Origin of the sequence: Thiothrix winogradskyi (assembly GCF_021650935.1) — a bacterium.
GTDB classification, from domain to species: domain Bacteria; phylum Pseudomonadota; class Gammaproteobacteria; order Thiotrichales; family Thiotrichaceae; genus Thiothrix; species Thiothrix winogradskyi.
In genome coordinates this window covers 3,348,513-3,361,220 of record NZ_CP091244.1, presented here as the reverse complement: position 1 = coordinate 3,361,220, position 12,708 = coordinate 3,348,513, and the positions used below count along the sequence as shown (strand labels likewise).

The window sequence follows — 12,708 nt, the reverse complement described above, 5'->3', positions numbered from 1 at the left end:
ATGCACATTTATGCTTTCGGTTCGGTTTGCAGGGGTGAGATTGATATAGGTTCTGATATTGATCTTTTAGCTATCGTTGATGGCTATGACTCACGATTTGACCCTTCTATTTATTCCATATATACGTTAGCACGCCTAAAAGAAATCTGGAAAGAAGGCAATCCATTTGCATGGCACTTAGCCTTAGAATCTAAATTAATATATTCAGATGATGGTAAAGATATACTACAAAATTTAGGGATGCCAAAGGTTTATGCTAACGCAAAATTTGATTGTACTAAATTTTATAATATTTTTTTAAAGGCATCGAACTCATTATATTCATCAGTTAATAGCAAAATATTTGATCTTTCTACAATATTTTTGTCTATCAGAAATATTGCAACATGCTATTCATTGCAAGCATTTGATCAGCCAGACTTTTCTAGAAACTCAGCAAGAAGATTAGGAGATATTAGTATTCCCATATCAGAAGAAGTTTATAGGCTTTATGAAAGATCTAGAATTTTATGCACAAGAGGATATGGAGAAAAATTAACGAATCAGGAAATATTAATAGCAGTTAATAGCATTGAGACGATAAAAATATGGATGCTTTCTCTTATAGAGAATTTAGAAGGTAACAACAATGAGTGAATTTAGTAATCGAATAGATGCTCAAAGAAGCATCTTGCAAATTGTCAATAAAAATAATTTTTGTCATGAAGAATTATTTGCTTTGTCACATAAGGCTATTGACCGATGGTGCGCTACAAATAGATTAAACCATGAATCGGAACTTGTTTTGAATATTAAAGAAGCTGCAAAGAAACTTTTCTTTCTAGCAAATAAGAGCCAAGAGCAAATCACTGAAGATTATCGACTTTTATCAAAAGAAATTAATGATATAGCTTATAAGATTAAAAAGATACTGTCGGCTTAGTCTAACGAGAGATTCAGGGTGCTAGCATAACGAGTGACTATGGTTCACGGTGCGCTGATGCGTGACAGATTGTGCCACACGACTGATTTTAAAGCATTGGTGCGTCGCCCTGATGCGCGAGAAAGTTTGATCTTGACCATCATTACTTGTCAGGTGACACTAGGCAGGTAACAAAACAGAAGTTTCCTACATGATCAGTAAGCGTTTCAACAAACCCGTCGTACTCACCTATCATGCAGCAGAGCAGATGGCTGAACGACATAATAGATGAGGCGACTCTTGCTGACCTGATAGAATCGGGCGATGTTAAGTATAAAGATGACCAGCATCTGTGGATTTACAAAGCATACGCTGCCCGTCAGGACAATATGATATGCGCCGCAGCGATTGAGCGTAATAACCTGATTATTAAGACAGTTATGATCAACTGGGAGTTGAGCGATGAACATTAAATACTATGAAGATGATGATATTCTGGTTCAACGATTCAGCAATAACCCGATTGTCCGTGAGGTCTCACAGGGTTGGAACATCAATATCAGCTACGACAAAGACGGCAATATCGTTCAGATTGTTATACTCGAAGCCAAAGAGAAGGGGCTTTATCCTATCATTCCCATGAAGATGGCTGCCTGATTCCAGTTTATTGATACACAAAACTCTTTGATTATGTTTTGATTGCCAACCGATACCCCAACCCCGCCAACGCCAAAAACCACACAATACTCGCCCCGGTCGGCAAATCCAGCCACGCCGACACCGCAATCCCCGCCGCATAACCCAACACCCCCAACCCAAAAGCCGGAAGCAACGCAGGCTGCTCTTGCGCTTTGCCCATCACCGCCAATGCCGGAATCACCAAACTGGCAAACACCAAATACACCCCGACGATTTGCACCGAAAACGTAATCACCACCGCAAACACCAGATAAAAAGTGCGCCGCGCAAACAGCCGAGGCAACCAGTGCGGAAACTGCCACACCACCAGCCAAAACACCCCCGCCAATACTGCCAGCGGCACTAAATCTGCCCAGTTCACCCACAAGATTTGCCCGGTCAGCAATTCCCGCAAATGTTCGCCACCGTGCGGATTATTCGCCAGCAACAGCAAACCACCCGTCGCCGCCAACACAAACACAATCCCGATCAAGGCTTCCTGTTGATGCTGCAAGCGCGTTTCTGCCCAGCCCAGCAACACCGCCCCACCCAATGCCGCACTCAACGCAATCACCTGCGTTTCCCAGCCATGCACTTCCCAGCCCAGCGTATGCGCGGCAATCACCCCCAACCCGGCAATCTGCGCAATCGCCAAGTCGATGAAAATAATGCCGCGCCGCAACACCTCCCGCCCCAACGGGATATGCGTAGCCAATACCAGCAAACCCGCCACCAGTGCAGGCGCGAGGATGGAAAGTTGCAATGCCCAATCCATCCGTTACCCCTGCACGCTGGTCAGGCGTTGGATAATGTCATCAAACAGCGTAAACAAATCCGTCGCTGCGGGTGTGCCACCCACCGTAGACGGCAACATCACCACCGGAATCCCCGCCTTGCCCGACAACCATTGTGCCGAACGCGGGTTTTCGTAAGCCGAATGCAGCACGAATTTGGCGGGCGTGGTTTGCAATTGCTGCAACACGTTCGTCAGGTGCGCAGTAGTGGGCGGAATACCGGGTTTGGGTTCGAGTGTGGCGACTTCTTGCAAACCGAGCCAGTCTTGCAGGTAGACCCAGCTTTTGTGATGCACCACGATCGGCGTGCCGCGCAAGCTTGCCGTCTTGTTTGCCCAGCCTTGCAGCGCTTGCTGCCAGCGCGTGTTGAAGTTGGCGTAACCTTGCTGGTAATGCGCGGCATTGGCGCTATCCAGTTGTGCCATGCGTTCCGTCAGTGCTTTGGCAACTTGCGCAATGCGGCGCGGGTCGGTCTGAATGTGCGGATTGCCGTCGGCGTGGACATCGCCATCGCTGCGCTCAACCTTCACGGGAATGTGGAGCAATTGCACCTGTTGCGCTGCCATGAATGACCCCGGCTGCCCGTCCTGCACCTTGGCATTGCCGGATTTTTGCAGCAGGATCGGCAACCAACCGATTTCCAGTTCTGCGCCGGTACACACCAGCAGGTCAGCGTTGCGCACTTGTGCAATCAGGCTGGGGCGACCTTCGATATGGTGCGGGTCTTGTAAGCCGGTAGTGGCGTTATAGACGCTAACCTTTTCGCCACCGATGGTTTGTGCCAGTGAGCCCCATTCCGGTTCACAGGCAAAGACTTTCAGGTCGGCGTGCGCCAGTGCACTGCTGCACAATAGGCTGACAGCGAGAATCAGACGTTTCATACGGACTCCTTAAAAGCTGTGTGCGCCGTGCGAACCGAAGCTGTGGGTGTATTGCAGAATGACCTGTTTGTCAGTTTCCGGCGTGCTGTTGTCTTCGTTGAACTGCAAGCGTAAGCGGCTGTATTCGCGTGGGGTGTAATCCACCATCAGGGTGTTGCGTTTGGGGGTATGGCCTTCGGTGGCAAGCCCTGTCGCTTCTACCTGATGTTCGGTAGCCGCCGCGCCACTGACTTGCGTCAACTGATTATCACTGCCCAGCTTGTCTTGGCGTAACCCCACGCGCCAGTGCGGGCGGAACTGGTAAACGCCTTGCACGTAATAGCCGTCCTGTTTGCCATCGTAATTAAGGTTACGTTCGATACCGCCATCGGTATTAAGCATGGCAATCGTGCCAGCTTCGTCACGCTGGAAATATTCCGCCTGCAATTTCAGGTTGCGTTCTTTGGCATTGCCATTCGGTGCCCATTTGTAGAGGGCATTGACGCTGTTGATATGGCTTTTGCCGCTGAAGCTGGGGGTGACAGAATGCATGGAACCATCGGCGCGTTCATGTTCGTGCAATTCGCCTTCACGCCCGTTGATGCTGTCTGCCCGCCAGTGACCGACACCGGCTTGCCAGCTATGATCCGTGCCAATGTCACCGCCGGTTTTGGCGAAGACGGTGGCTGCCCCGACCGTATCATCGCTATTGCCAGCAGGGAACTTATCGCCTTTGAACAATTCTGTCCCTACTTGCACAAATTGCTGGGTAGGGGCGACGTAACTGAGCTGCACACCGTCATCATTGGTATGCTCGCCAAACATGCCTTTGTAAACCAAAGGCGTATCGGCGAAATCCCATTCGTGGTTATGTTTGCTGCTCAGGTAGCCGACATCGGAGAAAAAGCGCCCGGCTTTGACGGTCACACCCTTGCCCAAGCCTTGGGTTTCCACGAACGCTTCTTCGAGTTCGGTTTCAATACCGTCTTCGGTATCCAAAATACCAACGGTAGCGCGGGCTTTGAGTTTGTCGCTGATATTGCCGGAAACAACCCCTTCGATATGCCCGGCGTGCAAGCCTTCACGGAAGCCGTGGTCGTGTCCGCCAGCCGGGAAGCCGGGCAGGTGAGCGTGTTCGTGTGCCTCTTCTTCGCCTTCCGCGTGGGTGGCTTCGTCCTTGTTACTGTCGAAATAGATGCCCTCAACAATCAGGCTGCCTTGCCAGTTGGCAGTGGTGTCGGCGAAAGCGGCAGGCGCTGCCAGTGCAGCGGCAATGGTAATAGCCAAGGTAGTCGGTGTCAGTTGCATATCTTCACCCCATCGGTGCTTGGATGTTTATAATGGGGCAAATGGTACGTGCATTGAGGAACTAAATGCAATACTGTTGCAAAATATTAGACGCTAACGAGTGGCAAATATGACCCAATTCAACCCGCTTCCCGACGGCGAACTCGCCGCCCGTAACCTGCTCCAACACACCAGTGGCAGGGTAACACCTGCACGGGTCGGGGTACTGAGCATTTTGCTCAATGCCAATGCTGCCCTGAGCCATCAGGAAATCGAACAAACCGCACTCCAGCAAGGCTTGATTGTTGATCGCGTGACCCTTTACCGCGCCTTGGATTGGTTGGTGGAGCAGGGGTTAGCACACAAGATCTCTGGGGCAGACCGCACTTGGCGTTACAATGCACAAGCGGGAGTACCCCACCAGCACGCACATTTCCACTGCAAGGACTGTGCGCAAGTGTTCTGTCTGGAAAGCCTGCAACCCACCTTGCTGTTTGCCTTGCCCAGCGGCTACCAGATAGACGAGGTGGAACTGAACCTGCAAGGGCGTTGCCCAGCTTGCCGCAGCAAACATGCAAGTTAATTGCAAATAGCCAAGCGCAACACTTCCACCCGCTGAGTATCCGTCACGATCAGCCATGCACTCAAATTCTTGAGCGCGTTAATACTCGGCAGTTGCAGGTATTCCTGCACTTGCTGAATGCCTTGCTGTTTCTTCGCTTCCCAGCCTTTGTCACCATCGCCTTTTTTGCTGTATTTCAGTTCAATCAAATGCTGGAAGTTGACCTTGTAAGGGCTACGTTCCAGCAACAAAATATCAGGGTATTTCTTATCCATTTCGCGTTCACTCAGGATGAAATACGCCGGAGATTGGTACAGCAACGCCAGCAGAATCGTCTTGATGTGTTCCTCATCCAGATACAATGAATCCCGGTTGGAGAGCAATTGCAGTACCCGTTCCAGTTCCGCCACCAGCGGCTGGATGTCGCTGTACAAACCCAGTTTTTCCACTGCCAATAGCAAAGTGCGGTCGGAAATGGTGATTTGGTTGCGTCGCTCGATTTCCACCTTGAAGTACTGGAAGTACAACTCGCGGATCACATGATTAGGGATGGCAAATATCTCGCCCGCCAGCGATTCGCGCACCAGCGTGACAAACCCCATGTACGCAATTAGGCTGATAAAATCATTGCGGTCAAAGCCTTTGTCAAACTCGAACTTGCGCCGTTGGGTGGCTTGCACTTCACCTGCATTCAACAACTCATCCAGCACCGCGAAATTGTCATCGCGGTTGCCGATGGTGAACAGCTTCATGATTTTGCCGTAATCGGAAGCAATATTTTCATCCAGCATCGGCTTGGGGTATTCGCAGCGTATACGATCAAAGTTTTTGACGAAATACAGCAGCATATTGGCGTTGTACACGCTTTGTTGCGCCTTGAGGTTGAAGCGGTAGCCGTTGTACCAGCGGCGCGTGTCCACCAGCAATTGTTCCAGTGTAACGGGGCAAGCATCTGCTAACGGCTGAAGTAAACCCGTGACTTCCACTTCGGTAAAGCCCATCACCTCGTTGAAATCTTCATGCAGCGACAAGTTAACGCCAATATTGAAGCCACTGGTCATGCTGTCGAGCATCACTGGCGTAACCCCTGTGACAAACATCTGGTCAAGTGTGCCGCGCTGGGTCGCAGTTTTCAGCACTTCGTAGAAACTGCGTACAAACCCGCCTTTGCCCATGATTTTCTGGAACAGTTGCAGATCATCCGCAAGGATGCTGTTGGCAAAGTGGTCATACTCGTCGATCAGCAGCAGGAATTTTTGTTCGCCCAGTGCCATTAGGAATTCACGCATTTTAGCGGATGGTGTGGGTTGTTCTAAAACGACTTGACTAAGCGTTTTAGGGTAGCCATAACGATCCAGGAATTTGCCCAACCAAGTCCCTACATTGCGGTCAAATTCGGCAAATACGGCATCATGTCCGCCATCGGTATCAATACCGCTGAAGTCCATGAACAGCACTTGATAGGTATTGTGCAGCGGCGTGGGGTGTTGCCCAATATGGAGCTTGCCAAACAGGGTGGCGAATTCATCCCGATGCGATACATCGTAGTAATATTCCAGCATGGACAGAAACAGGCTTTTGCCGAAACGGCGCGGACGCATCAGGAACAGGTGACTACCCGCTTGCTCCAGCAAGGGGATGCAGTGAGTTTTGTCGATGTATACAAAATCTTCACTGATCACTTTTTTGAAGTTGCTTTCGCCGTAGGGGATTTTTAAGTTCATTGCGCCATTCCGACTGTTCCAAGGGCTTCAGTTTAGCATATTGAGTGCTTAACACCCCGACGCGATCATCTCCGTCCGGTATGTCGTGTAAACGCTGCTCGAAGCGGTGTAAGGCCACGTAGGCCAATCGACTCCGCCGCTATGCACCAGACTACCACTCAGCCCTGCTTGTGATGGCAGGTTGTTAAACTTTACCCACAAGCGGAAATTGCCCGCGCCGTGGATAGCCTCTGCCGTTTTCACCATCGCAATTAACGCCAGTTTCGCAGTGTTTTTGGTTTTTTGCCGCCCGGCAACGGTTGAACCATTTAACGTGTTAAACCCTGCCATATCCAGCGTGAAGGAATACTCGTACACGCCGCTGCTGGTGTAACGGTCAAAGTTGTAGGTATAGGGAATCGTGGTTGTGCCATTCACCAGCAGGTTGATGTTCTTATACATGCTGGTGCCGCCAAGTTGTTGGTGCAGGGTTTTGGTTTCGGAAAAAATGCCTTCCATCAGGCTGGCTAAGGGGATGCCAAATTCAGCCTCCATGAGTTGGCGATCCAAACACACATAAGCGCTTTGCGCCCGTTCGTAAGGGATAAAAAATTCGGTGTATTCGGAAACTGTCGCGTGTACGCCCGCCGTTGCAGCGCATAGTGCAACACTGGCTAATAATCGTTTCATGGTATTGCCCTCACTGAAAGAGATGCAGATTCGTGCCTGCATCCCCTTAACTATAGTGCAGTTGGGCGTTGTATGGATGAAATAACGCAGCCTATTTTTTGTATAAGGTGTCTTGCCAGACTAACCCAACACTGACCCGATTGTCGCTTTCCGCCAGTGTCTTATCTTTGGTATACGCCAGCCGTGCGCCTACTTTTTTATGGAGTTGCCAATTCACCTGCACGGTTTCGCGCTTGGGGTTGGCAGTGGTAATCAGGTTGGCTGCATCGGCTAACACTTGTGCGCCATTGCCACTGAGGTCGTTTTCCAATGACAGCTTTTCCAGTCGATAACTGAGTTTTACATTGCGCCATGCCACATTGGGGGTCACGGCATACGCCAGATGATCGCTTTCATAGCTGGCTTGGCGGGTGGTATCCGCCAGTGTGCCGCTGGATTGCGCTTGTGCTGCTTCGTAATGCAAGCCTGCTTTAATGCCGTGTGTTTCCGGGGCAGAGAGCGCAAACCACGTACCCGCCATGCGGGTGTCGCCGCTGAATTGCACATCGGTCAAGGTTACGCCGCTGGGGGTGTGGGAATGGTCAGCATCGAAATAACGGTCATCACTGCGCTGCTTGGCGGTGGCTTGCATGACCCACGCGCCGCCGCTCACATCCCAGCCTGCACGTTCGTGGTTAAATTTAGCGTAAATATCCTGCGCCCCTTCGCCGCTGCTGGCGGGGAAAAAGTCACCGTTCCACACTTCGATCCCGACTTCGGTGTTGGGGGTGGGCTTGCCCGTGACGCGCACGCCCGTGTCATGAATGCTTCTGCCCCAGAATGCATCCGCCAGCAAGGTACTTTCCGCAAAGATGGCGGTGCTGGGGTGATGGTGTGCGGAGGGGGTAAAAGCCGGTTCCAGCAAGCCCGCGCTTAGGGTAACGGGTTTGCGCGTATTCGGCTGGTAATCCAACGTTAGGTTTTCCAGTTCAATACTGGTTGAGCCATCGTTGTGTACCCCGGCTTTGGCACTGACCGTGGTGCGTTCACCCAAACGGTGTGAACCCCACAGGATGGCATCGTCCAGCTTGCCACCTTTTTCGACGGGCAAAGCGTGTCCGCCCATCATGACACCGGGGATGCGCCACAACCCGTCACTGTCTGCCGCGCCTTGCGAATGCCAAGTCATGCTGGCAGCCGCCCCGACTTCGGTGGTGGTGGTCGGCTCTGGTGTGTGCTTATGCGCGTCGGTGTGGGCGAATACCGCCAGTGGTGCTGCCAATAAGGCGAAACTTGTAACAGTGCGGAGCATGGTTTATTCCCAAGGGTTGGCAAAACGCGGATTGGTCACAAAGTCGTCATCGGTGAGGCTTTCCAGAAAGGCGACCATATCTTGCAATTCTTGTTCGGTCAGATCGAAGGGGCGCACGAAACTGCTTTTATTGGGGTTGAGCCGCCCATCACCGGCATTCGGTCCGGTGGTGATATTGCGTCCGCCAGCCGCGTAGTGGCGAACGACTTCTTCTAGGGTGGCAATGCTGCCATCGTGCATATAGGGCGCAGTCAAGGCGATATTGCGCAGTGTGGGTGGGCGGAAACGCCCCATGTCTTCAGGTTTACCGGTGATTTCATAAATGCCTTCGCCACCTTCGGGGTAGCGACCTCTGCCATCAAGGTTGTATAGACCGTTATTGAAAAACACCATTTCCGCAAACAACTGGGTTCGGTCAAAAGACGATTGGGTAAAGTTCAAGCCACCGTGACAATGGAAGCACTCGGTTTTTTCATCAAAAAATAGGCGCATCCCCCGGATAGCAGAGGACGATAACGCGGTCGTATCCCCGGCTTCATGCCGGTCAAACGGTGTGTTAAAACTGTTTAAACCGCGCCCAAAACTGGCTAACGCCCGGATAATATTATCGAAATTAATCGGGTCAGTTTCCCCCGGAAACGCCCGGCTAAACAGCCCGGTATAGCGGGGTTCTGCCCTGAAACGTGCCAGTACCGCCTCTTTATTGTCGTCATTGACACCGAGTTCTACGGGGAATTCGCCGAAAATAGGTATAGGTGCTTGCTGCTCCAATGTCACCGTCGTGGGGTTGCCCCAATTGACCGAAGCATTGTAGGCAATATTTACCAAGGCTTGCGAATGGCGCGGATGCATTTCACCGGTTGAACCCAGTGGCAGGGTCACACCATCAGAAAAAGCCAGTGCTTGGATATGGCAAGACGCACAGGCTTGTGTGCCATTCCCGGATAAGCGCCGGTCATAGAATAAGTGCTTGCCAAGCTGGAACTTTTCTTCCGTCAACGGGTTGCTGATGGGAACAACCGGCAAGGGGTAATCTGCCGGAATATTCCAATTAAAATCGCGGCTGGCAAAGGTCGTACCGTCTCCGGTATTGATGGTGGTACGACTGTCCTTTTGCGGGCAACCTGCCAGCAATATCGCGCAGCCTAATAGCAAGGCTGCGCTGCTTACATTGACTAAATAAGACAATATGAATACTCGTCTATTGAATGCTAAAGACTTGTTGGGTTCCTGTCGTGCTGCCACCCAAGCGATGCGCTAAGCCCAGATTATTGAAGATAGCGGGGCAATCCGTATCATCTTGACCTGACATGCAGCCAACTGCACTACCCGTATCGAGATTGATATTGGTGCCCGCGACAACTTTTGCGTAATCCAGCAAAATGGTGCTAGTGGTCGCGCCAGTGGCTTTGAATCCATCCAACTTAACCGCAGGGCGGTTAGCGCTGGTGCAAGAAACCACCGCACCCGCCGCCGCATCGCCAGTGCAGCCGGTCGAACCTAAGTGTAAGTTAAAGGTCGGGGTGGTGGTACTGTCCAGTTTTGTAACCATCGCGGTGGGGTTGACATCCAAACGCATGAACTTGTGACCCGATTGCCATGCCCAGAATAACCCGGTGCGGTTGTAAGGTGTACGAGCAGTGCTGGCATTGTGATGGTTAGTGCTGGCGGGTATGCCGACCGTAAATTCAATGCCGGTGATAGTAGCAGGATCGACTGCTGCTTTCAGCTTAACTTCTTTATTGGTGGGCTTGGTTGTGCCTGCACAGCTATCGGTTTTGTCTTGGAAGTCCAACAATGCAACACCGTATTTAGGGTCTTGGAAGCTGTTATCGTCCAGCGTGGCGGTGATGCTTTTGCCGTCACTGGTTTTCAAGCTAATGTTATGCACATAGAAAGCAAAATCTCTGACTTTAGCGCTGTCACCGGAAGTGCCTAGCCCGGTTAAAGTGGCATCACAACTGATACTGGTTGTGCCTGATCTGGCAGCAAATGGGATGGTTAGGCTGGTGGTGGGCGCGGTTGCCGCTACTGCGGTAGTGCCGGTGGCGTCACTGCTGCTGGAGCTACCACCGCCGCAGGCAGTTAGGAATAAAGTGCCAGCCACTGCCAGCCCGATTTTCAATGAGGTTGTTTGGTTCATGCGTCCACCTTTCCGTTTGAGAAATATCAATATTGGTTTGTGATTCTCCATAGCAAATGTTGTGCCAGATTGAATGGCTAGTTTAATCAATTATTTATGTTTTTTGTTTGGCGTGGGTGTGTAAAATGACGCGGTTGTTTGTGTCATTTCACGCATTTGGAAAGCGATTCACTTCAAACTATACGTATTCAGATAGGTTTCAAAGGGGGAGGTTAATTTCGTGATGTGGCATTTATTAAGCAAGGATGAAGCAGGCTTAGCCGATAATGTTTGAGATTTTTCAATGCATGGCGACAAAGGTTTAGGCACTTTGTTGCCTGTGTTTTTAGGTTATTGTTTTCCAATGTAGGGATTGAGATGAATAAGTATATTGTGATGGTAAGTTTGGTTGCCTTGCTGACAGCTTGTGGCGAGAAAACAGAGAAAGCCGCTGAAGCGCCTGCTGCTGCACCGGCTCAAACCGGAACCGCAGCACAGCAGACGGCTCCGGCATCTGCTGCGCCAGCCGTTGATAAAGCTGCCTTGGTAGAATCGGCAAAAGGTGCTGTACAAGCATTAGGTGGCACACTGAAAGGCGAACTCGAAGCTGCTATGCAAGCCGGTGGTCCGGTGGAAGCGATGAGCATTTGCCACACCAAAGCGCCTGAAATTGCCAAAGCCGTTTCAGCCGAAAAGGGCATGGAAGTCAGCCGGGTAAGCTTGAAAAACCGTAACCCGGTAATGGGTCAGGCAAATGAATGGCAAACCGCTGTGCTGAATGACTTTGAAGCGAAAAAAGCGGCAGGTGAAGACGCGGCAACCATCGCTTATGCAGAAGTTGTGGATAACGAATTCCGCTTTATGAAAGCGATTCCAACCGCTGCGGTGTGCTTGAAATGCCACGGCACAGAACTCAGCCCCGCCGTTACTGCGAAGTTAACGGAGCTGTACCCGCAAGACAAAGCCACCGGTTATAAAGAAGGCGATTTGCGCGGTGCTTTTGTTGTCGTGAAAAATCTCGCGCAGTAACGCTGGCTTCTTGCCATACCCTCTCCATACACTTAGAGTATAAGGGTAATATACCGTTGTACTGGCGGTAAAACGAAGGAGAGGGTATGTCAAACATCAAGGGTAGGGGACACTGCCAATCCTGCCAGATTCGGCATTTGAGTATTTTTGCGCAATTGCCACGGGATAAGCTCATCGAAATACAGGCGTTCCAACCGTCTGTCGTCACCTATGCTGCCGATGAAACGGTTTACCATCAGGGCGATAATTCCCTGAATGCCTTTACCTTGCGCAAAGGCTTGGTGAAGCTGATTAAAACCCTGCCTAACGGGCGTACCCAAATTGTACGGGTGTTGCGCACCGGTGATTTATTTGGTTTCGATGGTTTTGCCGGGGAAGCTTACAATCATACCGCGATTCCTCTGAATGATATTGAAGTTTGCCGTTTGCCATTGGCGGAACTGTCTGAATTAAAAAAACAAAACCCTGAAATCGAAAACACCATGATGAAGCGTTGGATCCAGCATTTGCGTGAAGCCGAGGACATGATGTTGGAACTCGGTGCGAAAAAAGCCGCCGAACGCTTGGCGTCTTTCCTGATCCGTTGGTGTGAAAACAGCAATGGTGGTTGGGTGGCTTTATCCCTGTCACGCGCCGAAATCGGGGAATTATTGGGGTTAACCATCGAAACCGTGAGCCGTTTCTTGTCCGATTGGAAACGTCAGGGTTTTCTTAACGAACAACGCGGCAGCATCCAGCTTGAAAATGTTGATGGATTGCGTAAGGCGGCCTGTTCCAGCGGGAGTTGCTAA

Annotated in this window: 15 protein-coding genes; 7 read left to right on the top strand and 8 right to left on the bottom strand. The window is 50.8% G+C overall.

Annotation, left to right across the window (positions count from 1 at the left end; translation table 11 throughout):
* The 4 genes from L2Y54_RS16720 to L2Y54_RS16705 all read left to right on the top strand — a co-directional run bounded on the left by L2Y54_RS16720 (position 1) and on the right by L2Y54_RS16705 (position 1,558).
* Positions 1–636 (top strand): nucleotidyltransferase domain-containing protein, encoded by a 636-nt coding sequence (locus L2Y54_RS16720; RefSeq protein ID WP_236497762.1) that lies wholly within the window; start codon positions 1–3, stop codon positions 634–636.
* On the top strand, positions 629–922 hold the full coding sequence (locus tag L2Y54_RS16715) for a hypothetical protein (RefSeq protein WP_236497761.1): 294 nt from the start codon (positions 629–631) through the stop codon (positions 920–922). Before L2Y54_RS16720 ends, L2Y54_RS16715 begins: the two co-directional genes overlap by 8 nt.
* Before the next feature lie 33 nt (positions 923–955).
* Positions 956–1,093: a hypothetical protein gene (locus tag L2Y54_RS16710; RefSeq protein ID WP_236497759.1), complete on the top strand. Its 138-nt coding sequence runs from the start codon at positions 956–958 to the stop codon at positions 1,091–1,093.
* A 270-nt stretch (positions 1,094–1,363) separates the two neighbouring features.
* Positions 1,364–1,558, top strand: coding sequence for a DUF2283 domain-containing protein (locus L2Y54_RS16705; protein WP_210225818.1), 195 nt, complete (start codon positions 1,364–1,366; stop codon positions 1,556–1,558).
* Positions 1,559–1,589: 31 nt separating this feature from the next.
* Here the strand turns inward: L2Y54_RS16705 and L2Y54_RS16700 are convergent, their stop codons facing one another.
* Genes L2Y54_RS16700 through L2Y54_RS16690 form a run of 3 tightly spaced genes read right to left on the bottom strand, consistent with a single transcriptional unit; the run spans position 1,590 to position 4,541 of the window.
* Positions 1,590–2,354: a metal ABC transporter permease gene (locus tag L2Y54_RS16700; protein ID WP_236497757.1), complete on the bottom strand. Its 765-nt coding sequence runs from the start codon at positions 2,352–2,354 to the stop codon at positions 1,590–1,592.
* Between the two features lie 3 nt (positions 2,355–2,357).
* Positions 2,358–3,254, bottom strand: coding sequence for a metal ABC transporter substrate-binding protein (locus L2Y54_RS16695; protein ID WP_236497755.1), 897 nt, complete (start codon positions 3,252–3,254; stop codon positions 2,358–2,360).
* Positions 3,255–3,263: 9 nt separating this feature from the next.
* Positions 3,264–4,541 carry a porin gene (locus tag L2Y54_RS16690; RefSeq protein ID WP_236497754.1) on the bottom strand — a complete coding sequence of 426 codons (1,278 nt, stop codon included), beginning with the start codon at positions 4,539–4,541 and terminating at the stop codon, positions 3,264–3,266.
* Positions 4,542–4,650: 109 nt separating this feature from the next.
* On the opposite strand from L2Y54_RS16690, the gene L2Y54_RS16685 reads away from it, so the two are divergent.
* Positions 4,651–5,103 carry a Fur family transcriptional regulator gene (locus L2Y54_RS16685; protein ID WP_236497752.1) on the top strand — a complete coding sequence of 151 codons (453 nt, stop codon included), beginning with the start codon at positions 4,651–4,653 and terminating at the stop codon, positions 5,101–5,103.
* Here the strand turns inward: L2Y54_RS16685 and L2Y54_RS16680 are convergent.
* The 5 genes from L2Y54_RS16680 to L2Y54_RS16660 all read right to left on the bottom strand — a co-directional run bounded on the left by L2Y54_RS16680 (position 5,100) and on the right by L2Y54_RS16660 (position 10,909).
* Entirely contained in the window at positions 5,100–6,806 is a 1,707-nt protein-coding gene (locus tag L2Y54_RS16680; RefSeq protein ID WP_236497751.1) for an AAA family ATPase, read from the bottom strand. The two genes, L2Y54_RS16685 and L2Y54_RS16680, sit on opposite strands and share 4 nt — an antisense overlap.
* Positions 6,807–6,854: 48 nt before the next feature.
* The gene (locus L2Y54_RS16675; RefSeq protein WP_236497749.1) at positions 6,855–7,475 is read right to left on the bottom strand and encodes a hypothetical protein; all 621 of its coding nucleotides are present in this window, start codon (positions 7,473–7,475) and stop codon (positions 6,855–6,857) included.
* A gap of 91 nt (positions 7,476–7,566) precedes the next feature.
* Complete coding sequence (locus tag L2Y54_RS16670; protein ID WP_236497747.1) at positions 7,567–8,766, bottom strand: hypothetical protein; 1,200 nt, start codon at positions 8,764–8,766, stop codon at positions 7,567–7,569.
* A 3-nt stretch (positions 8,767–8,769) separates the two neighbouring features.
* Entirely contained in the window at positions 8,770–9,954 is a 1,185-nt protein-coding gene (locus L2Y54_RS16665) for a methanobactin export MATE transporter MbnM (RefSeq protein WP_236497745.1), read from the bottom strand.
* 13 nt (positions 9,955–9,967) lie between these two features.
* Positions 9,968–10,909: an MbnP family copper-binding protein gene (locus tag L2Y54_RS16660; RefSeq protein ID WP_236497744.1), complete on the bottom strand. Its 942-nt coding sequence runs from the start codon at positions 10,907–10,909 to the stop codon at positions 9,968–9,970.
* A gap of 357 nt (positions 10,910–11,266) precedes the next feature.
* Between L2Y54_RS16660 and L2Y54_RS16655 the strand changes: the two genes are divergently transcribed.
* On the top strand, positions 11,267–11,917 hold the full coding sequence (locus L2Y54_RS16655; RefSeq protein WP_236497742.1) for a Tll0287-like domain-containing protein: 651 nt from the start codon (positions 11,267–11,269) through the stop codon (positions 11,915–11,917).
* Between the two features lie 86 nt (positions 11,918–12,003).
* Positions 12,004–12,708, top strand: a complete 705-nt coding sequence (locus L2Y54_RS16650) for a Crp/Fnr family transcriptional regulator (protein ID WP_236497740.1) — start codon at positions 12,004–12,006, stop codon at positions 12,706–12,708.

Bases quoted from the DNA above. Each gene is read 5' to 3' on its own strand.
- L2Y54_RS16720 (WP_236497762.1), top strand. From the start codon at position 1: ATGCACATTTATGCTTTCGGTTCGGTTTGCAGGGGTGAGATTGATATA.
- L2Y54_RS16715 (WP_236497761.1), top strand. From the start codon at position 629: ATGAGTGAATTTAGTAATCGAATAGATGCTCAAAGAAGCATCTTGCAA.
- L2Y54_RS16705 (WP_210225818.1), top strand. From the start codon at position 1,364: ATGAACATTAAATACTATGAAGATGATGATATTCTGGTTCAACGATTC.
- L2Y54_RS16700 (WP_236497757.1), bottom strand. From the start codon at position 2,354: ATGGATTGGGCATTGCAACTTTCCATCCTCGCGCCTGCACTGGTGGCG.
- L2Y54_RS16695 (WP_236497755.1), bottom strand. From the start codon at position 3,254: ATGAAACGTCTGATTCTCGCTGTCAGCCTATTGTGCAGCAGTGCACTG.
- L2Y54_RS16690 (WP_236497754.1), bottom strand. From the start codon at position 4,541: ATGCAACTGACACCGACTACCTTGGCTATTACCATTGCCGCTGCACTG.
- L2Y54_RS16685 (WP_236497752.1), top strand. From the start codon at position 4,651: ATGACCCAATTCAACCCGCTTCCCGACGGCGAACTCGCCGCCCGTAAC.
- L2Y54_RS16680 (WP_236497751.1), bottom strand. From the start codon at position 6,806: ATGAACTTAAAAATCCCCTACGGCGAAAGCAACTTCAAAAAAGTGATC.
- L2Y54_RS16675 (WP_236497749.1), bottom strand. From the start codon at position 7,475: ATGAAACGATTATTAGCCAGTGTTGCACTATGCGCTGCAACGGCGGGC.
- L2Y54_RS16670 (WP_236497747.1), bottom strand. From the start codon at position 8,766: ATGCTCCGCACTGTTACAAGTTTCGCCTTATTGGCAGCACCACTGGCG.
- L2Y54_RS16660 (WP_236497744.1), bottom strand. From the start codon at position 10,909: ATGAACCAAACAACCTCATTGAAAATCGGGCTGGCAGTGGCTGGCACT.
- L2Y54_RS16655 (WP_236497742.1), top strand. From the start codon at position 11,267: ATGAATAAGTATATTGTGATGGTAAGTTTGGTTGCCTTGCTGACAGCT.
- L2Y54_RS16650 (WP_236497740.1), top strand. From the start codon at position 12,004: ATGTCAAACATCAAGGGTAGGGGACACTGCCAATCCTGCCAGATTCGG.